The sequence below is a fragment of the Streptomyces sp. Ru71 genome (assembly GCF_002920535.1).
Classification (GTDB): domain Bacteria; phylum Actinomycetota; class Actinomycetes; order Streptomycetales; family Streptomycetaceae; genus Streptomyces.
Genome location: NZ_PQSS01000004.1, coordinates 146756 through 168261, shown reverse-complemented (window position 1 = coordinate 168261; position 21506 = coordinate 146756). Strand labels below are relative to the sequence as shown.

At 69.2% G+C, this 21506-nt stretch carries 24 protein-coding genes and 1 pseudogene; 16 read left to right on the top strand and 9 right to left on the bottom strand.

Annotated elements, in window-relative coordinates; all coding sequences use genetic code 11:
• Window positions 1–51: 51 nt before the first annotated feature.
• The 12 genes from glyA to C3489_RS04380 all read left to right on the top strand — a co-directional run bounded on the left by glyA (window position 52) and on the right by C3489_RS04380 (window position 11451).
• Window positions 52–1290, top strand: coding sequence for a serine hydroxymethyltransferase (gene glyA / locus C3489_RS04435; RefSeq protein ID WP_103780076.1), 1239 nt, complete (start codon window positions 52–54; stop codon window positions 1288–1290).
• 149 nt (window positions 1291–1439) lie between these two features.
• Window positions 1440–2786 carry an MraY family glycosyltransferase gene (locus C3489_RS04430; RefSeq protein ID WP_103780074.1) on the top strand — a complete coding sequence of 449 codons (1347 nt, stop codon included), beginning with the start codon at window positions 1440–1442 and terminating at the stop codon, window positions 2784–2786.
• A gap of 316 nt (window positions 2787–3102) precedes the next feature.
• Window positions 3103–3525, top strand: coding sequence for a hypothetical protein (locus C3489_RS04425; protein ID WP_103780072.1), 423 nt, complete (start codon window positions 3103–3105; stop codon window positions 3523–3525).
• 225 nt (window positions 3526–3750) lie between these two features.
• Window positions 3751–4581 (top strand): F0F1 ATP synthase subunit A, encoded by an 831-nt coding sequence (gene atpB, locus C3489_RS04420; protein ID WP_103780070.1) that lies wholly within the window; start codon window positions 3751–3753, stop codon window positions 4579–4581.
• Window positions 4582–4657: 76 nt separating this feature from the next.
• Window positions 4658–4888, top strand: coding sequence for an ATP synthase F0 subunit C (atpE, locus tag C3489_RS04415; protein ID WP_103780068.1), 231 nt, complete (start codon window positions 4658–4660; stop codon window positions 4886–4888).
• 51 nt (window positions 4889–4939) lie between these two features.
• On the top strand, window positions 4940–5470 hold the full coding sequence (locus tag C3489_RS04410) for a F0F1 ATP synthase subunit B (RefSeq protein ID WP_103780142.1): 531 nt from the start codon (window positions 4940–4942) through the stop codon (window positions 5468–5470).
• Complete coding sequence (locus C3489_RS04405) at window positions 5467–6288, top strand: F0F1 ATP synthase subunit delta (RefSeq protein WP_103780066.1); 822 nt, start codon at window positions 5467–5469, stop codon at window positions 6286–6288. The genes C3489_RS04410 and C3489_RS04405 overlap by 4 nt, the downstream gene beginning before the upstream one ends.
• Window positions 6289–6420: 132 nt before the next feature.
• Entirely contained in the window at window positions 6421–8010 is a 1590-nt protein-coding gene (gene atpA / locus C3489_RS04400; protein ID WP_103780064.1) for a F0F1 ATP synthase subunit alpha, read from the top strand.
• 20 nt (window positions 8011–8030) lie between these two features.
• On the top strand, window positions 8031–8948 hold the full coding sequence (locus C3489_RS04395; protein ID WP_103780062.1) for a F0F1 ATP synthase subunit gamma: 918 nt from the start codon (window positions 8031–8033) through the stop codon (window positions 8946–8948).
• Window positions 8949–10385: a F0F1 ATP synthase subunit beta gene (gene atpD / locus C3489_RS04390; protein ID WP_103780060.1), complete on the top strand. Its 1437-nt coding sequence runs from the start codon at window positions 8949–8951 to the stop codon at window positions 10383–10385.
• A 112-nt stretch (window positions 10386–10497) separates the two neighbouring features.
• Window positions 10498–10872 carry a F0F1 ATP synthase subunit epsilon gene (locus C3489_RS04385; protein WP_103780058.1) on the top strand — a complete coding sequence of 125 codons (375 nt, stop codon included), beginning with the start codon at window positions 10498–10500 and terminating at the stop codon, window positions 10870–10872.
• Between the two features lie 132 nt (window positions 10873–11004).
• The gene (locus C3489_RS04380; RefSeq protein WP_103780056.1) at window positions 11005–11451 is read left to right on the top strand and encodes a DUF2550 domain-containing protein; all 447 of its coding nucleotides are present in this window, start codon (window positions 11005–11007) and stop codon (window positions 11449–11451) included.
• A 17-nt stretch (window positions 11452–11468) separates the two neighbouring features.
• On the opposite strand, the gene C3489_RS04375 is transcribed toward C3489_RS04380, so the two are convergent.
• From C3489_RS04375 to C3489_RS04365, 3 genes and pseudogenes are all read right to left on the bottom strand, one after another.
• The gene (locus tag C3489_RS04375; RefSeq protein ID WP_103780054.1) at window positions 11469–13292 is read right to left on the bottom strand and encodes a glycoside hydrolase family 18 chitinase; all 1824 of its coding nucleotides are present in this window, start codon (window positions 13290–13292) and stop codon (window positions 11469–11471) included.
• A gap of 136 nt (window positions 13293–13428) precedes the next feature.
• Window positions 13429–14070 (bottom strand): response regulator transcription factor, encoded by a 642-nt coding sequence (locus C3489_RS04370; RefSeq protein WP_103780052.1) that lies wholly within the window; start codon window positions 14068–14070, stop codon window positions 13429–13431.
• A pseudogene (locus C3489_RS04365) lies at window positions 14067–15240 on the bottom strand (sensor histidine kinase). The gene C3489_RS04370 and the pseudogene C3489_RS04365 overlap by 4 nt, the downstream one beginning before the upstream one ends.
• A gap of 153 nt (window positions 15241–15393) precedes the next feature.
• On the opposite strand from C3489_RS04365, the gene C3489_RS04360 reads away from it, so the two are divergent.
• Window positions 15394–15939 carry a hypothetical protein gene (locus C3489_RS04360; RefSeq protein WP_103780050.1) on the top strand — a complete coding sequence of 182 codons (546 nt, stop codon included), beginning with the start codon at window positions 15394–15396 and terminating at the stop codon, window positions 15937–15939.
• A 4-nt stretch (window positions 15940–15943) separates the two neighbouring features.
• Here C3489_RS04360 and C3489_RS04355 read toward each other — a convergent pair whose 3' ends face one another.
• From C3489_RS04355 to C3489_RS04345, 3 genes are read right to left on the bottom strand one after another with little or no spacing between them, the layout of a single operon-like run.
• On the bottom strand, window positions 15944–16516 hold the full coding sequence (locus tag C3489_RS04355) for a cob(I)yrinic acid a,c-diamide adenosyltransferase (protein WP_103780048.1): 573 nt from the start codon (window positions 16514–16516) through the stop codon (window positions 15944–15946).
• Window positions 16517–16529: 13 nt separating this feature from the next.
• A complete protein-coding gene (locus tag C3489_RS04350; RefSeq protein ID WP_103780046.1) occupies window positions 16530–17279 on the bottom strand; it encodes an ABC transporter permease in 750 nt (249 codons plus the stop codon).
• 10 nt (window positions 17280–17289) lie between these two features.
• Complete coding sequence (locus tag C3489_RS04345) at window positions 17290–18078, bottom strand: ABC transporter ATP-binding protein (protein ID WP_103780044.1); 789 nt, start codon at window positions 18076–18078, stop codon at window positions 17290–17292.
• 80 nt (window positions 18079–18158) lie between these two features.
• On the opposite strand from C3489_RS04345, the gene C3489_RS04340 reads away from it, so the two are divergent.
• Window positions 18159–18797, top strand: coding sequence for a TetR/AcrR family transcriptional regulator (locus C3489_RS04340; protein ID WP_103780042.1), 639 nt, complete (start codon window positions 18159–18161; stop codon window positions 18795–18797).
• 33 nt (window positions 18798–18830) lie between these two features.
• On the top strand, window positions 18831–19319 hold the full coding sequence (locus tag C3489_RS04335) for a DUF1877 family protein (protein ID WP_103780040.1): 489 nt from the start codon (window positions 18831–18833) through the stop codon (window positions 19317–19319).
• On the opposite strand, the gene C3489_RS04330 is transcribed toward C3489_RS04335, so the two are convergent.
• Both C3489_RS04330 and C3489_RS04325 read right to left on the bottom strand, forming a co-directional pair.
• Window positions 19316–19510: a DUF397 domain-containing protein gene (locus tag C3489_RS04330; protein ID WP_103780038.1), complete on the bottom strand. Its 195-nt coding sequence runs from the start codon at window positions 19508–19510 to the stop codon at window positions 19316–19318. The two genes, C3489_RS04335 and C3489_RS04330, sit on opposite strands and share 4 nt — an antisense overlap.
• On the bottom strand, window positions 19470–20318 hold the full coding sequence (locus C3489_RS04325) for a helix-turn-helix transcriptional regulator (protein ID WP_103780036.1): 849 nt from the start codon (window positions 20316–20318) through the stop codon (window positions 19470–19472). Before C3489_RS04325 ends, C3489_RS04330 begins: the two co-directional genes overlap by 41 nt.
• An 82-nt stretch (window positions 20319–20400) precedes the next feature.
• On the opposite strand from C3489_RS04325, the gene C3489_RS04320 reads away from it, so the two are divergent.
• Complete coding sequence (locus tag C3489_RS04320) at window positions 20401–20820, top strand: ATP-binding protein (RefSeq protein ID WP_103780034.1); 420 nt, start codon at window positions 20401–20403, stop codon at window positions 20818–20820.
• A gap of 172 nt (window positions 20821–20992) precedes the next feature.
• Here C3489_RS04320 and C3489_RS04315 read toward each other — a convergent pair whose 3' ends face one another.
• A complete protein-coding gene (locus C3489_RS04315; protein WP_103780032.1) occupies window positions 20993–21502 on the bottom strand; it encodes a hypothetical protein in 510 nt (169 codons plus the stop codon).
• Between the last annotated feature and the right edge of the window lie 4 nt (window positions 21503–21506).

Sequence of the window (21506 nt, the reverse complement as noted above, 5' to 3'; positions counted from 1 at the left end):
GCCGCGGGCTACCTTGGACGTACGTCACCGTCGACCGTCCGGGAGTCCGTCATGTCGGTCACCCACGCCCCGCAGATGGACGTCCTGCGCCGGCAGGACCCCGAGCTCGCCGACGTGCTGCTCGGTGAGCGCACCCGGCAGTCGACGACCCTTCAGCTGATCGCCGCCGAGAACTTCACCTCGCCGGCCGTGCTGGCCGCCCTCGGCTCCCCGCTCGCCAACAAGTACGCCGAGGGCTACCCCGGCGCCCGCCACCACGGCGGATGCGAGATGGTCGATGTGGCCGAACGCATCGCCATCGACCGCGCGCGGAGCCTTTTCAACGCCGAGCACGCCAACGTGCAGTCGCACTCCGGCTCCTCCGCCGTCCTCGCCGCCTACGCCGCCCTGCTGCGCCCCGGCGACAAGGTCCTCGCCCTCGGCCTGCCGCACGGCGGTCACCTCACCCACGGCTCCCCGGCCAACTTCTCCGGCCGCTGGTTCGACTTCGTGCCCTACGGCGTGGACGCCGAGACCGGCCTCATCGACCACGAGCAGGTCCGCACCCTGGCCCGCGCCCACCGCCCCAAGGCGATCGTGTGCGGCTCCATCGCCTACCCCCGCCACCCCGACTACGCCTTCTTCCGCGAGGTCGCCGACGACGTGGGCGCCTACCTCATCGCGGACGCCGCGCACCCCATCGGGCTCGTCGCGGGCGGCGCGGCGCCCAGCCCGGTGCCGTACGCGGACATCGTGTGCGCCACCACCCACAAGGTGCTGCGGGGTCCGCGCGGCGGCATGATCCTGTGCGGGCACGAGCTGGCCGAGCGCGTGGACCGCGCGGTGTTCCCCTTCACCCAGGGCGGCGCCCAGATGCACACCATCGCCGCCAAGGCGGTGGCGTTCGGCGAGGCGGCAACACCGGCGTTCGCCGTGTACGCCCATCAGGTGGTCTCCAACGCCCGCGTGCTCGCCGGTCACCTGGCCGCCGAGGGCCTGGTGGTCACCACCGGCGGCACGGACACGCACCTGATCACCGCCGACCCCGCACCCCTCGGCGTGGACGGCCGCACCGCCCGCGGCCGGCTCGCCGCGGCCGGGATCGTCATGGACTGCTGTGCGCTGCCGCACGGCGACGCCCGGGGTCTCAGGCTGGGCACCGCGGCCGTCACCACCCAGGGCATGGGCGAGCCGGAGATGGTCCGGATCGCGGCGCTCGTCGCGGCGGCCCTGCGCGACGGCCCCGAGGCCAAGCGGGTCAGGGACGAGGTCCGGGAACTGGCCGAGGCGTTCCCGCCGTATCCCGGCTGAACCGGGGTAGGCGCACTGCCGTGCCCAGCCCGCAGCCGTGCCGCACAGCTCCGCGTGCAACCATCCTGGCTACCCGGAAGTCCACAACCATATGCGCACCTCGCTAGGGTGTGAGGCTGAGATGGCCAGCGAGACCTGTGGGGAAGCCTGTGCGTGAATACCTGCTGACGCTCTGCATCACGGCCGCGGTGACGTATCTGCTGACAGGGCCGGTACGGAAGTTCGCCATCGTGGCCGGTGCGATGCCGGAGATCAGGGCGCGCGACGTGCATCGCGAACCCACTCCGCGGCTCGGCGGTATCGCGATGTTCTTCGGCCTGTGCGCGGGCCTGCTGGTCGCGGACCATCTCACCAACCTCAACGAGGTCTTCGAGAAGTCGAACGAACCACGCGCCCTGCTCTCCGGCGCGGCGCTGATCTGGCTGATCGGCGTCCTGGACGACAAGTTCGAGATCGACGCCCTGATCAAGCTGGGCGGCCAGATGATCGCCGCCGGTGTGATGGTCGTCCAGGGTCTGACGATCCTGTGGCTGCCGGTCCCCGGTGTCGGCACGGTCGCGCTCACCCAGTGGCAGGGCACGCTGCTCACGGTCGCGCTGGTCGTGATCACCATCAACGCGGTGAACTTCGTCGACGGTCTGGACGGCCTCGCGGCCGGCATGGTCTGCATCGCCGCGGCCGCGTTCTTCATGTACGCCTACCGCATCTGGTACTCGTACGGCATCGAGGCCGCCGCCCCGGCGACGCTGTTCTCGGCCGTGCTGATGGGCATGTGCCTGGGCTTCCTGCCGCACAACATGCACCCGGCGCGGATCTTCATGGGCGACTCGGGCTCGATGCTGATCGGTCTGGTGCTGGCGGCGGGTGCGATCTCGGTCACCGGCCAGGTCGATCCGGACGTGCTGTTCGCCGGTTCCGAGCGCAACACCGTGCACCAGATGGTGCCCGTCTACATCCCGCTGCTGCTGCCGCTGACGATCATCGCGATCCCGGCCGCCGACCTGATCCTGGCGATCGTGCGGCGCACTTGGCGCGGCCAGTCGCCGTTCGCCGCGGACCGCGGGCATCTGCACCACCGGCTGCTGGAGATCGGCCACTCGCACAGCCGGGCGGTGCTGATCATGTACTTCTGGTCGGCGCTGATCGCGTTCGGCACGCTGGCCTACTCGGTCAACTCGGCGTCCGTGTGGATCGTGCTGGGTGTCGTCCTGCTGAGCGCGCTCGGTCTGGTGCTGCTCCTGCTGCCCCGCTTCAGGCCGCGCGCCCCGTACTGGGCGGAGCGCTTCGTGCCGCCGCGTTACCGGCGCCGCCGCCGGCGCCGGGCGGCCGTGCTCGCCGAGCCCGCGGCCCGCCGCGCGCACGGCGCCGACGGCCCCGAGACGGAGCGCACCCCGATCGCCGCGGGTGCCCCGGGTGTCTCCGGGGTCAACGGGGCGACCGCCATCGGCGCCCGTTCGCGCCTCCACGACCGGCGGAAGGCCGGCACCTCGCGCTGACGTCCGGTGCTGACGCGCAAGGTAAGAATCTGACTAGAGCATTGCCAAGTCGTGGGGGAGCAATCCGCTCCAATACCAGACAAATGGGCACCGTTTCTGCACAGACGCGCACTGTCACTCTCATGTGTGACAGCAAGCACACCTACCAGGTAAAGACTGCATCAAATAGTTTGTGATACGGTTCACGAGAACCCCGGATAGAACCGAAGAACCCTAGTGCGAGGGTCCCTCGGTGCGAGGTCTTCACCCCTCGGCCCGGGACTACGCTCGTCCATGACGACACCCCTTGCCCCCTGTGAAAAGCGGAGTTGCCGCCATGCCGTCCAACGACGTCCGGATCCTGGCCCAGGCCGCCGTGCCCACGGCCGCCGTCGGCGCTGTCGCCGCCGTCGTGAGCGGTGTGGTCGCCGGCGGCAAGGGTGCGGTCGGAGCGGTCGTCGCGACGCTGGTGGTGATCCTGTTCATGGGGATCGGTCTCTACGTTCTGCAGCGCACTGCCAAATCGCTTCCGCACCTCTTCCAGGCGATGGGCCTGATGCTCTACGCGGCTCAGATCCTGCTGCTGTTCGTCTTCGTCGCGGCTTTCAAGCACACGACGCTGTTCCACCCCAAGGCCTTCGCGCTGACGCTCGTCGCGACCACGCTCGCGTGGATCGCCGCGCAGACGCGTGCCCACATGAAGGCCAAGATCCTCTACGTCGAGCCCGACAAGCCCGAGAAGACGGGGCATTCGTCGTGAGGGGTAGGGCCGGGATAAAGACGCATGAGAGATCCTGCTATCGTCCGGTGCCAACTGCGGCATCGCGGGCGCGGGCATCTGAGCTGACGCCTGCTCATTCGCGAGGCGAGATGCCCCCCAGCCGCCCCCACATCCGTAACACCAGTCCCGTGCCGAACCGCGGCCGCACGCCGCGCCGACACAACGAGGTTGCCGTACACATGCGCCACGCTGAAGGAGCCCGCGGTGAGTGCTGACCCGACGCAGACGCTCGCTTTCGACTCGAGCTGCCACCTGTTCGACGGGTGTGGTTTCGACAAGGTCGCACCGGGCCTGCACTCGTTCATGTTCGAGCCGATCGTGGGCGACGCTGACGGCAACGGCTTCTACTTCAACAAGCCGATGCTGCTGGCCCTGCTGGGCTCGATCATCGTGGTCGGCTTCTTCTGGACGGCGTTCGCCAAGCCCAAGGTCGTCCCGGGCAAGCTCCAGATGATCGCCGAGGCGGGCTACGACTTCGTGCGCACCGGCATCGTCTACCAGACGCTCGGCAAGCGCGAGGGCGAGAAGTACGTCCCGCTCGCCGTCTCCCTGTTCTTCTTCGTCTGGATGATGAACCTCTGGTCGATCATCCCGGTCGCCCAGTTCCCGGTCACGTCGATCATCGCGTACCCGATCGTGCTCGCCGCGATCGTCTACATCACGTGGGTCGTCCTGACCTTCAAGCGTCAGGGCTTCGTCGGCTTCTTCAAGAACGTCACCGGCTACGACAAGTCGCTCGGCGCCGTTCTGCCGCTGTCGATGACCATCGAGTTCTTCTCGAACCTGCTGGTCCGCCCGTTCACCCACGCCGTGCGACTGTTCGCGAACATGTTCGCCGGTCACACCCTGCTGGTCCTCTTCACCGTCGCCAGCTGGTACATGCTGAACGGCATCGGCATCGCCTACTCCGCGGTCTCGTTCTCGATGACCGTGGTGATGACCCTCTTCGAGCTCTTCATCCAGGCCGTGCAGGCGTACGTCTTCGTCCTGCTGACGTGCACCTACATCCAGGGCGCGCTCGCCGAGCACCACTGAGCACCCGCCCTCACCCCACCCACAGACACCCGGTGGCCAACCCCCACCGGTCACTGAAAGAGAAGGAAGAACCGGCATGTCCGCTCTCCAGACCCTCGCTGCGGTCGACGGCAACCTCGGCTCCATCGGTTACGGCCTCGCCGCGATCGGCCCGGGCGTCGGCGTCGGCATCATCTTCGGTAACGGCACCCAGGCCCTGGCCCGCCAGCCCGAGGCGGCCGGCCTCATCCGCGCCAACCAGATCCTCGGCTTCGCCTTCTGTGAGGCGCTCGCCCTCATCGGCCTGGTCATGCCGTTCGTTTACTAAGACGGACGACAGCGACAGCCCCATTCGACGAAAGGCACTGATGTGAACCTCATGGTTCTGGCGGCCGAGAAGGAGAACCCTCTCGTTCCGCCGTGGCCCGAGCTCGTCATCGGCCTGATCGCCTTCGTCATCGTCTTCGGCTTCCTTGCCAAGAAGCTCCTCCCGACCATCAACAAGGTTCTGGAAGAGCGTCGCGAGGCCATCGAGGGCGGTATCGAGAAGGCCGAGGCCGCGCAGACCGAGGCCCAGAGCGTCCTTGAGCAGTACAAGGCCCAGCTCGCCGAGGCCCGGCACGAAGCCGCGCGCCTGCGCCAGGAGGCGCAGGAGCAGGGTGCCACGCTCATCGCCGAGATGCGCGCCGAGGGCCAGCGGCAGCGTGAGGAGATCATCGCCGCCGGCCACGCGCAGATCGAGGCCGACCGCAAGGCCGCCGCGTCCGCCCTGCGGCAGGACGTCGGCAAGCTCGCCACGGAGCTGGCCGGCAAGCTCGTCGGCGAGTCCCTGGAGGACCACGCCCGGCAGAGCCGCGTGATCGACCGCTTCCTCGACGAGCTTGAGGAGAAGGCCGAGGCGACTCGATGACCGCGCACGGAGCGAGCCGCGAGGCCCTGGTCGCCGCACGCGAGCGTCTGGACGCGCTGACGGACAACACGGCAGTGGACCCGGCGAAGCTCGCCGACGAGCTGGCCGCCGTCACCGCGCTGCTCGACCGCGAGGTGTCGCTGCGTCGGGTCCTCACCGACCCGGCGCAGGCCGGTGAGGCCAAGGCCGAGCTGGTCCAGCGCCTGCTCGGCACCCAGGTCAGCGGCGAGACCGCCGACCTGGTGGCCGGTCTGGTCCGCTCCCGCTGGTCGCAGTCCCGGGACCTGGTGGACACGCTTGAGGAGCTGGCGGACATCGCCGACCTCACCGCCGCCCAGCGTTCGGGCACGCTCGACGACGTCGAGGACGAGCTGTTCCGGTTCGGCCGGATCATCTCCTCCAGCACCGAGCTGCGCGCCGCGCTGACCAACCGCAAGGCGGGCACGCCGGCCAAGGGCGAGCTGCTGCGCAGCCTGCTCGGCGGTCGCGCCAAGCCCACCACCGAGCGTCTGGTGACGCGCCTTGTGACCGCGCCGCGGGGACGTAGCCTGGAAGCGGGACTGGAGTCCCTGTCCAAGCTCGCCGCCGACCGCCGGGACCGCACGGTCGCCGTCGTCACCTCGGCGGTGCCGCTGAGCGACGGCCAGAAGCAGCGCCTCGGCGCGGCTCTGTCCAAGCTCTACGGCCGTCGGATGCACCTCAACCTCGACGTGGACCCCGAGGTCCTCGGCGGGATCCGGGTGCAGGTCGGTGACGAGGTCATCAACGGCTCCCTCGCGGACCGGCTGGAAGACGCCGCGCGCCGCATGGCGAGCTAGCAGCAACGCGACATCGCGACAAAAGCAGTACGTACTTACGGCCCTGGTTGGGCCGTGCAGAGGATTCCTGGGGGTCGCCCCCAGACCCCCAAAGTGAAACTTCGGGCCCAACAAGGAGAGCAGGGAACCCAGATGGCGGAGCTCACGATCCGGCCGGAGGAGATCCGGGACGCACTGGAGACCTTCGTCCAGTCGTACAAGCCGGACGCGGCCTCGCGCGAGGAGGTCGGTACGGTCACCCTTGCCGGCGACGGCATCGCGAAGGTCGAGGGCCTGCCCTCGGCCATGGCCAACGAACTGCTGAAGTTCGAGGACGGCACCCTCGGCCTCGCCCTCAACCTTGAGGAGCGCGAGATCGGTGCCATCGTCCTCGGCGAGTTCAGCGGCATCGAGGAGGGGCAGCCGGTCACCCGCACCGGTGAGGTCCTCTCCGTCGCGGTCGGCGAGGGCTACCTCGGCCGTGTCGTCGACCCGCTCGGCAACCCGATCGACGGCCTCGGCGAGATCGAGACCGACGGCCGCCGCGCCCTTGAGCTGCAGGCCCCCACGGTCATGCAGCGCAAGTCGGTGCACGAGCCGATGGAGACCGGCTACAAGGCCGTCGACGCGATGACCCCGATCGGCCGCGGTCAGCGTCAGCTGATCATCGGTGACCGTCAGACCGGCAAGACCGCGCTGGCCGTCGACACGATCATCAACCAGCGCGACAACTGGCGCTCGGGCGACCCGAAGAAGCAGGTCCGCTGCATCTACGTCGCCATCGGCCAGAAGGGCTCCACCATCGCGTCGGTCCGCCGCGCGCTGGAGGAGAACGGCGCGCTGGAGTACACGACCATCGTCGCCGCCCCGGCGTCGGACCCGGCCGGCTTCAAGTACCTGGCGCCCTACACCGGTTCCGCCATCGGCCAGCACTGGATGTACCAGGGCAAGCACGTCCTGATCATCTTCGACGACCTGTCGAAGCAGGCCGACGCCTACCGCGCCGTGTCCCTGCTGCTGCGCCGCCCGCCGGGCCGTGAGGCCTACCCGGGTGACGTCTTCTACCTGCACTCCCGTCTGCTGGAGCGCTGCGCGAAGCTCTCCGACGAGATGGGCGCGGGCTCGATGACCGGTCTGCCGATCGTCGAGACCAAGGCCAACGACGTCTCGGCGTTCATCCCGACCAACGTCATCTCCATCACCGACGGCCAGTGCTTCCTGGAGTCCGACCTGTTCAACGCCGGTCAGCGCCCGGCCCTGAACGTCGGTATCTCCGTCTCCCGTGTCGGTGGCTCCGCGCAGCACAAGGCCATGAAGCAGGTCTCCGGCCGTCTGCGCGTGGACCTCGCCCAGTTCCGTGAGCTGGAGGCGTTCGCCGCCTTCGGTTCCGACCTGGACGCCGCGTCCAAGGCCCAGCTGGAGCGCGGTCAGCGCATGGTCGAGCTGCTGAAGCAGGACCAGTACCAGCCGATGTCCACCGAGGACCAGGTCGTCTCCGTGTGGGCCGGCACCACCGGCAAGATGGACGACGTCCCGGTCGCCGACATCCGCCGCTTCGAGAAGGAGCTGCTGGAGTACCTGCACCGCAAGGAGCAGGGCCTCATGACCTCCATCCGCGAGGGCGGCAAGATGTCCGACGACACCCTCGGTGCCGTCGCCGACGCCATCGCCGAGTTCAAGAAGCAGTTCGAGACCTCGGACGGCAAGCTGCTCGGCGAGGACGCCCCGTCCGCCGCCAAGTGACGTAAGGAAGGACCTGACTCATGGGAGCCCAGCTCCGGGTCTACAAGCGTCGCATCCGATCCGTCACCGCGACCAAGAAGATCACGAAGGCGATGGAGATGATCGCCGCCTCGCGCGTCGTCAAGGCGCAGCGCAAGGTGGCGGCCTCCACTCCCTACGCGACCGAGCTGACGCGCGCGGTCACGGCGGTCGGTACGGGTTCGAACACCAAGCACCCGCTCACCACCGAGGCGGACAACCCGAGCCGTGCCGCGGTCCTGCTCCTCACGAGCGACCGCGGTCTGGCCGGCGCCTTCAACTCCAACGCCATCAAGGCGGCGGAGCAGCTGACCGAGCGCCTGGAGCGCGAGGGCAAGCAGGTCGACACGTACATCGTCGGCCGGCGCGGTGTCGCCCACTACAACTTCCGTGAGCGCAAGGTCGCGGAGTCGTGGACGGGCTTCACCGACGAGCCGTCGTACGCGGACGCCAAGAAGGTCGCGGCGCCCCTGATCGAGGCGATCGAGAAGGACACGGCCGAGGGTGGTGTGGACGAGCTCCACATCGTCTTCACCGAGTTCGTCTCGATGATGACGCAGACGGCGCTCGACGCCCGGCTGCTTCCGCTGCGTCTCGAAGAGGTCGCCAAGGAGGCGAAGCCGCAGGGCGAGATCCTGCCGCTGTACGACTTCGAGCCCTCGGCGGAGGACGTCCTCGACGCCCTGCTGCCGCGCTATGTGGAGAGCCGCATCTACAACGCGCTGCTCCAGTCGGCCGCTTCGAAGCACGCCGCCACGCGGCGCGCGATGAAGTCGGCCACCGACAACGCGGGCGAGCTGATCAACACGCTCTCCCGTCTTGCCAACGCGGCCCGTCAGGCCGAAATCACCCAGGAAATCAGCGAGATCGTCGGTGGCGCGAGCGCCCTGGCCGACGCGACCGCGGGGAGTGACCGATAAATGACCACCACTGTTGAGACCGCGACGGCTACGGGCCGCGTCGCCCGGGTCATCGGCCCGGTCGTCGACGTGGAGTTCCCCGTCGACGCGATGCCGGACATCTACAACGCCCTGCACGTCGAGGTCGCCGACCCGGCGAACGAGGGCGCGAAGAAGACGCTGACCCTGGAGGTCGCCCAGCACCTGGGTGACGGCCTGGTCCGCACCATCTCCATGCAGCCCACCGACGGTCTGGTCCGCCAGGCCCCGGTGACGGACACCGGCTCCGCCATCTCCGTCCCCGTCGGCGACTTCACCAAGGGCAAGGTGTTCAACACCCTCGGTGAGGTGCTGAACGTCGACGAGTCCTACGACGGCGAGCGCTGGCCGATCCACCGCAAGGCGCCGAACTTCGACGAGCTTGAGTCGAAGACCGAGATGTTCGAGACCGGCGTCAAGGTCATCGACCTGCTGACCCCGTACGTCAAGGGCGGCAAGATCGGTCTGTTCGGCGGCGCCGGCGTCGGCAAGACGGTGCTCATCCAGGAGATGATCTACCGCGTCGCCAACAACCACGACGGTGTCTCCGTGTTCGCCGGTGTCGGTGAGCGCACCCGTGAGGGCAACGACCTCATCGAGGAGATGTCCGACTCGGGCGTCATCGACAAGACCGCGCTGGTCTTCGGTCAGATGGACGAGCCCCCGGGCACCCGTCTGCGCGTCGCGCTGGCCGGCCTGACCATGGCCGAGTACTTCCGTGACGTCCAGAAGCAGGACGTGCTGTTCTTCATCGACAACATCTTCCGCTTCACGCAGGCCGGTTCCGAGGTCTCCACCCTGCTCGGCCGTATGCCGTCCGCGGTGGGTTACCAGCCGAACCTGGCCGACGAGATGGGCCTCCTGCAGGAGCGCATCACCTCGACCCGCGGTCACTCGATCACCTCGATGCAGGCGATCTACGTCCCCGCCGACGACCTGACCGACCCGGCCCCGGCGACCACCTTCGCCCACCTCGACGCGACGACGGTTCTGTCCCGTCCGATCTCCGAGAAGGGCATCTACCCGGCCGTGGACCCGCTGGACTCCACGTCCCGGATCCTGGACCCGCGCTACATCACGCAGGACCACTACAACGCGGCCATGCGCGTGAAGAACATCCTGCAGAAGTACAAGGACCTCCAGGACATCATCGCGATCCTCGGTATCGACGAGCTCGGCGAGGAGGACAAGCTCGTCGTCCACCGTGCCCGTCGCGTGGAGCGCTTCCTGTCCCAGAACACCCACGTCGCCAAGCAGTTCACCGGCGTGGACGGTTCGGACGTGCCGCTGGACGAGTCGATCGCCGCGTTCAACGCGATCTGCGACGGCGAGTTCGACCACTTCCCGGAGCAGGCGTTCTTCATGTGCGGTGGCCTGGAGGACCTCAAGGCCAACGCCAAGGAGCTCGGCGTCTCCTGAACTCCCTGAGTTCGGGTGAGGGGGCGGGCACGTCCCGCCCCCTCACTCACGCCCCTTAGAATTGACCCCAACACCCGGCACTCCCGCCGGGTGGTGACCCGAGGAGCCACCCTTGGCTGCTGAGCTGCACGTCGAGCTGGTCGCTGCCGACCGCCAGGTCTGGTCCGGTGAGGCCACCCTGGTCGTCGCGCGCACCACGTCCGGCGACATCGGCGTCATGCCCGGTCACCAGCCGCTGCTCGGTGTGCTGGAGTCGGGCCCGGTGACCATCCGGACGAGCGAGGGAGGGACGGTCGTCGCCGCGGTGCACGGCGGTTTCGTCTCGTTCGCCGACAACAAGCTGTCCCTGCTCGCGGAGATCGCCGAGCTGTCCGACGAGATCGACGTCCAGCGTGTCGAGCGTGAGCTTGAGCGCGCGAAGGCGGAGGGCGACGCCTCCGCTCAGCGCCGCGCGGACGTACGACTGCGTGCGGCGGCGGCGCGCTGAGAAGCGAGCACGCCTGACGATGACCTACTCAGCCGCGGTCGGCACCGGAGTGATCCGGAGCCGACCGCGGCTGAGGCAGATCTGGAAGTTTTTTCCGTTCCGTTACCTAGGAGTCGAGGAGGTCGGTAGTCGATGGTCCTCGCTCTGACTGTGTGCGGAATCGTCGTTGCCCTCGTGGTGCTGGGTCTGTTCGTCTTCGGTCTGCGGCGCAGGCTGATCCAGCGCTCCGGGGGCACCTTCGACTGCAGCCTGCGCTGGGAGGTGGCGGAGAAACCCGACACCAGCGGCAAGGGCTGGTCGTACGGTGTGGCCCGGTACAGCGGTGACCGGGTGGCGTGGTTCCGGGTCTTCTCCTACTCCCCGCGTCCGCGCCGCGTGCTGGAGCGCGCCTCCATCGAGGTGGCCGGCCGCCGGCTGCCCGAGGGCGAGGAGGAGCTGGCACTGCTGTCCGACGCGGTGATCCTCGCCTGTGTCCATCAGGGGACCCGCCTCGAACTGGCGATGAGCGAAGACGCGCTGACCGGATTCCTCGCGTGGCTGGAAGCAGCCCCGCCCGGTCAGCGCGTCAATGTCGCTTAGGAGCTTTCTGGCAGGTCTTACAGGTTGCTGCTGATCGCGTTCACCAGCTCGCCGTTCGCGGTGTCACCGCTGAACTCCCAGAAGAAGGCTCCGCCGAGGCCCTGGGTCTTGGCCCAGCTCATCTTGGAGGCGATGGTGGCGGGGGTGTCGTAGGACCACCAGTTGCTGCCGCAGTGGGCGTACGCGGTGCCCGCGACGGTGCCGGTGGCCGGGCAGGACGTCTTGAGGACCTTGTAGTCCTCGATGCCCTGCTCGTAGGTGCCGGCCGCCGGGCCGGTGGCGGTGCCGCCCGGGGCGTCCTGGGTGACGCCGGTCCAGCCGCGGCCGTAGAAGCCGATGCCGATGAGCAGCTTGTTGGCGGGGACGCCGATCGCCTTGAACTTCGCCATCGCGTCGGCGGTGGTGAAGCCCGCCTTCGGGATGCCGCTGTACGAGGTGAGCGGGGAGTGCGGGGCGGTCGGGCCCTTGGCGTCCCAGGCGCCGAAGAAGTCGTACGTCATCACGTTGTACCAGTTGACGTACTGGGCGGCACCGGCGTAGTCCGCGGCCTCGATCTTGCCGCCGGCCGAGCCGTCCGCGGTGACCGCGGCGGTGACCAGGTTGTTCGCCCCGAACTTGGCGCGCAGCGCCGACATCAGGTTCTTGAACGCCGCCGCGCCGGAGGTGTCGCAGGACAGACCGCAGGCGTTCGGGTACTCCCAGTCGATGTCGATGCCGTCGAAGACGTCGGCCCAGCGCGGGTCCTCGACCAGCTTGTAACAGGAGTCCGCGAACGCGGCCGGGTTCTGCGCCGCCTGGCCGAAGCCGCCGGACCAGGTCCAGCCGCCGAAGGACCACAGCACCTTGATGTTCGGGTACTTCGCCTTCAGCTGGCGCAGCTGGTTGAAGTTGCCGCGCAGCGGCTGGTCCCAGGTGTCGGCGACGCCGCTGACGGACTGGTCGGCGGTGAACGCCTTGTCGTAGTCGGCGTAGGAGTCGCCGATGGCGCACTGGCCGCCTGTGACGTTGCCGAAGGCGTAGTTGATGTGGGTGATCTTGGCGGCGGAGCCGGACGTCACGAGGTTCTTGACGTTGTAGTTGCGGCCGTAGATGCCCCACTCGGTGAAGTAGCCGAGCTTGACCTTGTCACCGGTGGTGGGCGGGGGAGTGGTGCCGCCGCCGGTGGTGTGCACCTTGACCGCGCCGCTGACCGGGCCGGTCTGGTCGGCGGTGTCGCGGGCCTGGACGGTGTAGGAGTAGTCGGTGCCTGCGGTCAGCCCGGTGTCGGTGTACGACGTCGTGGTGACCGTGGCGACCTTGGTGCCGTCGCGCAGGACGTCGTAGTTCTTGACGCCCTTGTCGTCGGTGGCCGCGCCCCAGCTGAGCTTCACCGAGGTGTCGGTGACGGAGGAGGCGGTGGGGGTGCCCGGGGCGGAGGGGGCGGCGTCACCGGGGACGGTGGTGCCGTCGCAGCTGTCGCCGTTGAGCTTGCAGCTGGTCGGGGAGCCCGGGCCCGAGCCGTTGAAGCCGAAGGACACCGACGCGCCCGGGGCGATGGTGCCGTTCCAGCCGACGTTCTTGGCCGTCCAGTGGTCACCGGAGTTGGTGACCGTGGCGTCCCAGGCGGAGGTGACCTTGGTGCCGGCGGGGAAGTCCCACTCGACGGTCCAGGAGGCGATGGAGCTGGTACCGGTGTTCTTGATGGTCCACTGACCACCGAAGCCGGTGCCCCAGTCGCTGGTCTTGGTGAAGGTGGCGGTGGCGTTGGTCGCGGCCTGGGCGGGACCCGCGAGACCGACCACACCGGCCAGGGGGAGCAACAGGGTCGCGAACCCTGCCGCGGCCCGGTGTCTGAAGCGCATGCTGCGCCTCCTCTGTATGTGGGGATGTCAGGGGCATGACTGAGCCTTCACGCCCACGGTGCCGCGAGAATAGAAAGGTCTGGACCAAGGGTCAATAGGTCTGGACCAGTTGACATTCCGCCGGATGCGGCTGCTGTCAGATCCCCAACTCCTGCGCCAGCACCGCCGCTTGCACCCGGCTGCGCAGCTCCAGCTTCCCCAGCAGGCGGCTGACGTGCGTCTTCACGGTCGCCTCGGCCATGTCCAGCCGCTCGGCGATCCCCGCGTTCGACAGCCCCTCGCCGAGGCAGGAGAGCACCTCGCGCTCGCGCCGGGTGAGGGAGTCGAGAACGGCCGGATCCGCGCCCGTCCCGCGGGCCGGCCGCGCGGCGAACTCGGCGATGAGCCGCCGGGTCACCGCGGGCGCGACGATGCCCTCGCCCCGGGCCACCGTGCGCACCGCCTCGATCAGGTCCTTGGCCTCGGTGTTCTTCAGCAGGAACCCGGCCGCGCCCGCGCGCAGCGCGCCGAAGACGTACGCGTCGAGGTCGAAGGTGGTCAGCACGAGCACGTCCGCGAGCCCCTCGGCCACGACCCGACGGGTCGCCGCCACCCCGTCCAGCCGCGGCATCTGAACGTCCATCAGGACCACGTCCGGGCGCAGCTCCCGGGCCAGGGCCACCGCCCGCTCCCCGTCCTCCGCCTCCCCGACCACCTCGATGCCGGACGCGCTGCGCAGGATGAGCACCAGCCCGGCGCGCACGGCGGACTGGTCCTCGGCGACGAGGACACGGATCACTGGTGGTCTCCTTCCGGCAGGGGCAGCATCGCCCGTACGACCCAGACGGCGCCCTCGGGACCCGCCTGGAAGGTGCCGCCCAGCAGCGACGCCCGCTCCCGCATGCCGACGAGCCCGGCCCCGGAGCCGGGTGCGCGGGGACCGGCGGGCCCGTCGTAGGGGCTGGTCACGCCGACGTCCAGGCGGCCGTCCCGGCGCGTCAGGGCGACGGTGACGGGGCCGGGGGAGGCGTGTTTGAGGGCGTTGGTGAGGGACTCCTGCACGATCCGGTAGGCGGCGAGGCCGACAGGCACGGGCAGGGGACCGTGCCGCGCGTCCAGGCGGACGTCGAGGCCGTTGGCGCGGGCACCGTCGACCAGTGCGCCGAGTCCGTCGACGGTCGGGGCGGCGGCCGGTTCGTCGTCGCCGCTGCCGTCGCGCAGGATGCCGATCAGCCGCCGCATCTCGGCCAGCCCGTCGACGCTGTTCTCCCGGATGACGGCCAGCGCCTGCCGGGTGGTCGCCGGGTCGTCGATGGACAGGGCGGCGGTGGAGTGGATGGCGATGGCGGACAGATGGGCCCGCGACCAGGTCGTGCAGCTCCCGTGCCATCCGCGCGCGCTCGGCGGTGACGGCCTGGGCCCGGTCCATCTCGGCCAGCAGCGCCGTCTGCTCGGCGCGCAGCCGGGCGGCCTCGGCGGCGTCGCGGTGGTTGCGGACGATCCAGCCGGTGGAGGCGGGCCCGAAGGTCACGATGCCGGTGAGCACACCGATCAGCACCGCCTCCGGCATTCGCCAGACGGCGAGCGGCACCAGGGTCGCGGCCGCGGTGACCAGTCCGGTGATCCACAGGATGCGGCGTGCGGAGGCGGCCGGGCCGTACAGGACGGCCGCGTACATCACGTCCGTGAACATGAGGACGGTCGCCAGGTTCCCCTGGGTCAGGGTGTCGGCGGCCAGCGCGGCCGTGCCGACGAGCAGCGCGGTGCGGGGCGCGGACCGCCGCAGCAGTTCGCAGCCGGCCATCACCACCAGCGGTGGCAGGATCGGCCAGCGGCCGTCGAGGAGCGCGTTCGGTTCGGCGGCGTCCCGGTTGCCCAGGCCGATCCCCCACAGCAGCAGGCCGCCCAGCAGCCCGCACAGTGCCACCCGGCGGTCGAACGGGTGCGGGCGGGACAGTCGTACGGCCATGGTGCCCATCCAACACGGCCGGCACCCCCTGCGCGTGCACCCCGGGCAGGGTCCTGGACTGCATCTTTCGATGTACCGCGAGATCGTCACCGGCGACGACGAAACCGGCGCGGGGCCACGGAACCCTGGAGGGGTGAGCGAGAGGAGCGAACCGTGATCGTCGGGTTGGTCATCGCCTGCGAGGTGGCCTTCTGGGTGCTGCTGGCGGCCGGACTGGCCACGCGCTACCTGCTGCGGATGCCGCGCACCTCTCTCGCGCTGCTGCTGTGCGAGCCGCTGCTGGAGGTGGTGCTGTTCGCCGTCACCGCGATCGACCTGAAGAACGGCGCCGAGCCGAACTGGCGGCACGGTCTCGCGGCGGTGTACATCGGCTTCACGGCGGGCCTCGGACACGCGACGATCAAGTGGGCCGACGCCAGGTTCGCCCACCGCTTCGCGGACGGCCCGCCGCCGGCACGCCCCCCGAAGTACGGCACGGCCCGCGCCGTCCACGAGTGGAAGGTCGCGGGCCGCTGGATCCTCGCCTCCGTGGTCGCGCTGGCCCTGCTCCAGGCGGCGGTCTGGTACGTCGGCGACGACGGTGACACCGGCTCGCTGCGGGTGTGGCAGACACGGATGCTCTGGGTGATCGGCATCAACGCCCTGATCGCCGCGAGCTACACGCTGTTCCCGAAGAAGGCGCCCGCCCGGTCCGACTGAGGGCTCAGCGTTCGCCGCCCGGCACCCACAGCACGTCACCGGTCTCCTTGTTGGCCGTGCGGGCCAGGATGAACAGGAGGTCCGAGAGGCGGTTGAGGTAGGTCGCCGTCAGGGGGTTCATGATGTCGCCGTGGACCTCCAGGGCCGCCCACGTCGAGCGCTCGGCGCGGCGTACGACCGTGCAGGCCTGGTGGAGGAGCGCCGCGCCCGGGGTGCCGCCCGGGAGGATGAAGGAGCGCAGCTTCTCCAGTTGCTCGTTGAAGCGGTCGCAGTCCGCCTCCAGCCGGTCGATGTAGAACTGCTCGACCCTGAGCGGCGGGAACTCCGGGTTCTCCACGACCGGCGTCGACAGGTCCGCGCCCACGTCGAACAGGTCGTTCTGGACGCGGGTGAGGACCTTGACGATCTCCTGGTCGAGGTTGCCCAGCGCGATCGCCGTGCCGATCACCGCGTTGGCCTCGTTGGCGTCGGCGTACGCGGAGATGCGCAGGTCGGTCTTGGGGACCCGGCTCATGTCGCCCAGGGCGGTGGTGCCCTTGTCGCCGGTCCTCGTGTAGATGCGCGTCAGATTGACCATGCGGCCAGCGTAGTTACGCCCCGGCCTTCCGGAACACTCGTGTGCCCACTGTCACGGCGAGCGCCGCGAATCCGACGGCGACGACGACGCCGTACAGCATGTGCGCGGTGGCGTACTCGCCGACGTAGGCGTCGCGCATGGCGTCCACCATGTAGCGGAACGGCACGAAGTGGGACAGGACGTCCAGCCAGGCCGGAGCCAGGGTCATCGGCAGCATCAGCCCGGACAGCAGCATCGACGGCATGGAGACGGCGTTGATCAGCGGCCCGAACTCCTGCGGGCTGCGCACCTTCATCGCCACCGCGTACGACAGCGACGCCAGCGACAGAGTCAGCAGCGCGACGAAGCCGAAGCCGATGAGCACCCCGGGGACGGGAGCCCGCAGCCCCATCACCAGTGCGGCCAGCACCAGCAGCACCGCCTGGAAGACGAACACCGTGGCGTCCCGCAGCACCCGGCCGAGCAGCAGCGCGAGCCGGCTGACGGGGGTGACCCGCATCCGCTCGACGACGCCCTGGCCGTTCTCCAGGATGATCATGAAGCCCGCGAACAGGGCGCCGAAGAGGCCGAGTTGGAGCAGCAGGCCAGGCACCAGCACCTGCCATGAGCTGCCCTTCCCGCCCAGCGGCAGATCGGTGAGCAGCGGTCCGAAGAACAGCAGGTACAGCAGCGGCATCAGCACGCCGAAGAGCATCGCGAAGCGGGAGCGCAGGGTCTGGCGCAGATAGCGGCCGTAGATCAGGCCGGTGTCGTGCAACAGCATCGGTGGCGTCCTATACGGCTACCGGGGCGGCGTCGGCCGGGGCGGCTGGCCCCCGGCCGGTGATGGCGAGGAAGGTGTCCTGGAGGGTGGCGTCGATCGAGCCGCCGTACCGCAGCTTCAGCGCGCCCGGCGTCCCCTCGGCGACGACCGTGCCCTTGTCGACGATCACCAGGCGGTCCGAGAGGGCGTCGGCCTCGTCCAGGTAGTGCGTGGTCAGGAAGACGGTCGTGCCGTGCTCGTCGCGCAGCCGGCGCACCAGGTCCCACAGGTCGGCGCGGCTGCCGGGGTCGAGGCCGGTGGTCGGCTCGTCGAGGAAGAGCACGCGGGGGCGGTGGGTGAGGGCCATGGCGATGTCGAGGCGCCGCCGCTGCCCGCCGGACAGGGCTCCGCAGGTGCGGTCGAGCAGCTCGGTGAGGCCCAGGTCGCGGGCGAGTTCTTCGGCGCGGGCGACGGCTTCGCTCTTCGTCAGCCGGTACATCCGCCCCTGCGTGACCAGCTCCTCCCGGACGCCGATCTGCGGGTCGACGCCGCCGGACTGGGCGACGTAACCGCAGGCCCGGCGCACGCCGACCGGGTCGGTCGCCAGGTCGTGCCCGGCGACGGTGGCGGTGCCGCCGGTCGGTTTCAGCAGGGTGGTCAGCATCCGCAGGGTGGTGGTCTTCCCGGCGCCGTTGGGGCCGAGGAAGCCGAGGATCTCGCCCTCGTGGACGGTCAGGTCGATACCGCGCACGGCCTCGACGGGGCCGCGCTTGGTCGTGAAGGTGCGCGCCAGTCCGGACGCGCTGATGACTGCTGGCATGCTCCACAGAAAAACAGAGTCTCTGAAATTTTGCAATGACTCCAAGTTTTCAGCAGCCCCAGCGAAGCTAGGATGAGGGCATGGCAGAGGGGCTCAGGGAGCGGAAGAAGCGGCAGACCCGGCAGTACATCTCGGATGTCGCCACGGGGCTGTTCCTGGAGCGCGGCTTCGAGGCGGTGACGGTCGCGGAGATCGCCGAGGCGGCGAACGTCTCCGTCAACACCGTCTACAACTACTTCCCCGCCAAGGAGGACCTCTTCCTGGACCGCTCGGCCGGCGTCGTCGACCGGCTGGCCCGCTGGGTCCGGGGCCGGGACGTGGGGGAGTCCGCCGCGCGCGCCGTCCTGCGGGAGCTGCGCGAGGAGGTCGAGGCCGTCTCACCGCGCGTCGGCCTGATGGAGGGGTACAGCCGGTTCATGCGGGTCATCCATGAGGCGCCGACGCTGCGCTCCCGGCTGTGGATGCTCCAGCAGGACAGCCACGACAACCTGCGGGCGGCGCTGTGCGAGGAGACGGGCGCCGCCGCCGACGACCCGCTGCCCGACCTCATGGCCGGCCAGATCTGCTGGATCTACGCGACGGTGTTCGCCTCCATCGGCCGCGAGATGCTCAAGGAGCGCAAGCCGGCGGAGGTGTCCCGGGAGACGCTCCAGCTCCTCGACGAGGTCGAGGAGCTGCTCAGCGAACGGGTGCTGGAGTATGCGGTGCGGGGGGCGTGAGGCGCGCTCCTGGCACCTGGGACACTCGTCGCCGTGAGCATTCACCTGCACCTGCGGGCCGTCGCCGCGTCCGAGATCCGGGACGACCACACCTGGCTGGCGGCGTTCATGTCCGAGGCCTGGGACAACCTCCCCGGCGAGTACGCGGCGGGCATCGCCCGCTCGATCAACAAGGTCTTCAACTCCGTCAACGACCTCTACGCCGCGGCTGAGTCGACCGGAAGCGGCGCCGATCAGTCCTGGACGCTGCCGATCTACGGCGGCCGCCCCGTCGCCCACAGCGCGGACCTCTTCGACCCGCCCCTGATGATCCTGGACCAGCCCGGCGTGTCACAGGCGGCGGACTTCCTCGCCGCCGTCTCCTTCGACGAGCTGTGGAACACCGCCGGTGCCAAGCTGAGTCTCTTCCAGGACGCGTCACTGGCCAGGCAGGAGTTCCTCGACCACCACCGGGACCTGCGGGGCTTCTACGGGCGGGCGGCCGCGGCGGGCCACGTCGTGGTGAAGGCCGTGTGGGCCTAGCGCAGCCCGTCCACGAACGCCTGCCAGGCGGCTCCGCCGATGAGCAGGACGGGGCCGGCGGGGTTCTTGCTGTCCCGGACGGGGACGACGGTGGTGTGGTTGTCGGCGACTTCGAGGCACTCGCCGCCGTTGCTTCCGCTGTAGCTGGACTTACGCCACTGAACGTTCCTCGGTGCTGTGCGGGGGCGCATAGCGTTCCTCCATCAAGCGGGTGATCAGTCTCGCCGAGTCCTCGGGGGAGAGGGCCGAGGCTTGCAAGCGAGCGTAACCGACCGAACGCTCCTTGATCACGCTCGGATCGGCTGTCATGTGGCCTTGGGCGTAGCCGTCCGCGTAGAAGAGGTCGGGGTCGTCATCGAACCTCAGTAAGGTGAACGTCCCCATCATGCCGGTGTGTTGCCCCGTTGAGAACGGCAGCACCTGGATCTGCACCCAGGGGTTCTGCCGGAAACTCAACAGGTGAGTGAGTTGGCGGCGCATGACGTCAGGGCTGCCGATCTCCAAGAGCAATGCGGCCTCGCTCAGCACGACCCAGAGCGCGGGCGGTTGGTCTCGCTGGAGGATGCGTTGGCGTTCCATCCGTGCCGCCAGCATCCGGTCCAGGTCGGTGTGGCAGTCCACGCTGAGCACGGCCCGCGCGTACTCCTCCGTCTGCAACAGCCCGTACACGAGCTGCGCCTGATACGTGGAGATGTAGGTCGCCTTCGCCTCCATCTCGGCGTACGGCTGGAACCAGGTGGGCAGTTGGCTGCGCAGCACGAGCCCGACCAGGCGCGAGAACAGGCCGTCCGTCCCCAGCGCGGCGTCGACCCGTTCGGAGAAGTCCCGTGTGGGGACCCGTCTCGTCGTCTCGATCTGGCCGATCAGTGAGCCGGTGCAGAAGATGACCTCGCCGAGCTGGCCCTGGCTCATGCCGGCGGCCTCGCGGTGGCGGCGCAGTTCCCAGCCGTAGTAGTCGAGCGGGGAAGCGGTGGGGTCGAGATTCTGGACGTTGGCCACGTCGTACCTCCGGCCTGCAACACCTCACGGCGTTGGTTTCGCTGCGTAGTCGAGCGTAAGCGACCCGTCGCAGTGTGGGGGCATGAACGACGTAACCGGCCCACGGACGAGGGACTTTCAGCCGCGCTACCGTGCCGAGTTCGCGCTGGGTGAGCACTCGGTGCGGCATCTGCGCCGCATCCTGCGGCTGTATCTGGAGGGCTCGGGCCTGCCCGACGTGGCCGACGCGGCGGAACTGGCGCTGACGGAGCTGCTGACCAACGTGGTCCGGCACGTGCCGGGCCGGCGCTGTGGAATCTGCTTCCTGCTGCTGCCCGGCGCGGTACGGGTGGAGGTCTCCGACGACTGCGCGGGTCTGCCGGCGCGGGGGAGCGGGGAGTTACTGGACGAGGGAGGGCGTGGCCTGCTGCTGGTGGAGTCGGTCACGGACCGGTGGGGCGTGACGCCGCGCCCTGTCGGCGACGGCAAGACGGTGTGGTTCGAATGCCTGGCCAAGCCGTAGGTTGCCCTGGTGGCTTCCGGCGCTCGGCGTTGCCTTCCCAACAGACCTGTGGCCGGGGAGGTATGGTCCCTCCCCGGCCACAGCGTTACCGGATGTTCCACCGGAACAGGTCGCTCATTCGCCTGACGCCGCTTCCCGAACTGCGGCCGGCGCGTCGGCCACCATGGGATATCTAGTCCAGGAGGCCCAAGTGGCTGAGCATTTCAGCCCATTGGTCTTCGCGTCCTGTGGCGGACAGGTCCACATAGCGCGGTCCTGCCACGAATTCCAAGAAGAAGGAGGTGAAGTCTTCGGCGGCCATCTCGAACGACGGAGACTGCCACCACTCGACCCCTGTGTCCGGGAAGTACCAGACTTCTCCGCTCAAGCGGTTCACGAAGAACGGTTCGTCAGAGATGACTCCGCCGCACAGCCACTCCTCGCGGCCGAGGGTCACCTGAGCATCTGGAATCGGGTCCGCATAGAACTGCATCTGGTCAATCACGCTGGTCGAGAAGATGGTGACGTCACCGCAGGTGGCACCGTTCGCGACCAGAAGGAAATTCCTGAGTGATTCCGGCAGTTCGGCTGAAACTTCTCTGGGCTGAGCCCCAGCGGGCAGCGAGTTCATCATGCGCCATTCCGGCCGCCTGCCCATCGAGTCTCTCAGGGCCTCGACAACCCGCTGGAGCTCATTGCTCATGTCT

What these genes read in the sequence shown, in the direction of transcription:
- glyA (WP_103780076.1), top strand. Translation starts at nt 52, where the DNA reads ATGTCGGTCACCCACGCCCCGCAGATGGACGTCCTGCGCCGGCAGGAC.
- C3489_RS04425 (WP_103780072.1), top strand. Translation starts at nt 3,103, where the DNA reads ATGCCGTCCAACGACGTCCGGATCCTGGCCCAGGCCGCCGTGCCCACG.
- atpE (WP_103780068.1), top strand. Translation starts at nt 4,658, where the DNA reads ATGTCCGCTCTCCAGACCCTCGCTGCGGTCGACGGCAACCTCGGCTCC.
- C3489_RS04410 (WP_103780142.1), top strand. Translation starts at nt 4,940, where the DNA reads ATGGTTCTGGCGGCCGAGAAGGAGAACCCTCTCGTTCCGCCGTGGCCC.
- C3489_RS04405 (WP_103780066.1), top strand. Translation starts at nt 5,467, where the DNA reads ATGACCGCGCACGGAGCGAGCCGCGAGGCCCTGGTCGCCGCACGCGAG.
- atpA (WP_103780064.1), top strand. Translation starts at nt 6,421, where the DNA reads ATGGCGGAGCTCACGATCCGGCCGGAGGAGATCCGGGACGCACTGGAG.
- C3489_RS04395 (WP_103780062.1), top strand. Translation starts at nt 8,031, where the DNA reads ATGGGAGCCCAGCTCCGGGTCTACAAGCGTCGCATCCGATCCGTCACC.
- atpD (WP_103780060.1), top strand. Translation starts at nt 8,949, where the DNA reads ATGACCACCACTGTTGAGACCGCGACGGCTACGGGCCGCGTCGCCCGG.
- C3489_RS04380 (WP_103780056.1), top strand. Translation starts at nt 11,005, where the DNA reads ATGGTCCTCGCTCTGACTGTGTGCGGAATCGTCGTTGCCCTCGTGGTG.
- C3489_RS04375 (WP_103780054.1), bottom strand. Translation starts at nt 13,292, where the DNA reads ATGCGCTTCAGACACCGGGCCGCGGCAGGGTTCGCGACCCTGTTGCTC.
- C3489_RS04355 (WP_103780048.1), bottom strand. Translation starts at nt 16,516, where the DNA reads ATGGTCAATCTGACGCGCATCTACACGAGGACCGGCGACAAGGGCACC.
- C3489_RS04350 (WP_103780046.1), bottom strand. Translation starts at nt 17,279, where the DNA reads ATGCTGTTGCACGACACCGGCCTGATCTACGGCCGCTATCTGCGCCAG.
- C3489_RS04345 (WP_103780044.1), bottom strand. Translation starts at nt 18,078, where the DNA reads ATGCCAGCAGTCATCAGCGCGTCCGGACTGGCGCGCACCTTCACGACC.
- C3489_RS04340 (WP_103780042.1), top strand. Translation starts at nt 18,159, where the DNA reads ATGGCAGAGGGGCTCAGGGAGCGGAAGAAGCGGCAGACCCGGCAGTAC.
- C3489_RS04330 (WP_103780038.1), bottom strand. Translation starts at nt 19,510, where the DNA reads ATGCGCCCCCGCACAGCACCGAGGAACGTTCAGTGGCGTAAGTCCAGC.
- C3489_RS04320 (WP_103780034.1), top strand. Translation starts at nt 20,401, where the DNA reads ATGAACGACGTAACCGGCCCACGGACGAGGGACTTTCAGCCGCGCTAC.
- C3489_RS04315 (WP_103780032.1), bottom strand. Translation starts at nt 21,502, where the DNA reads ATGAGCAATGAGCTCCAGCGGGTTGTCGAGGCCCTGAGAGACTCGATG.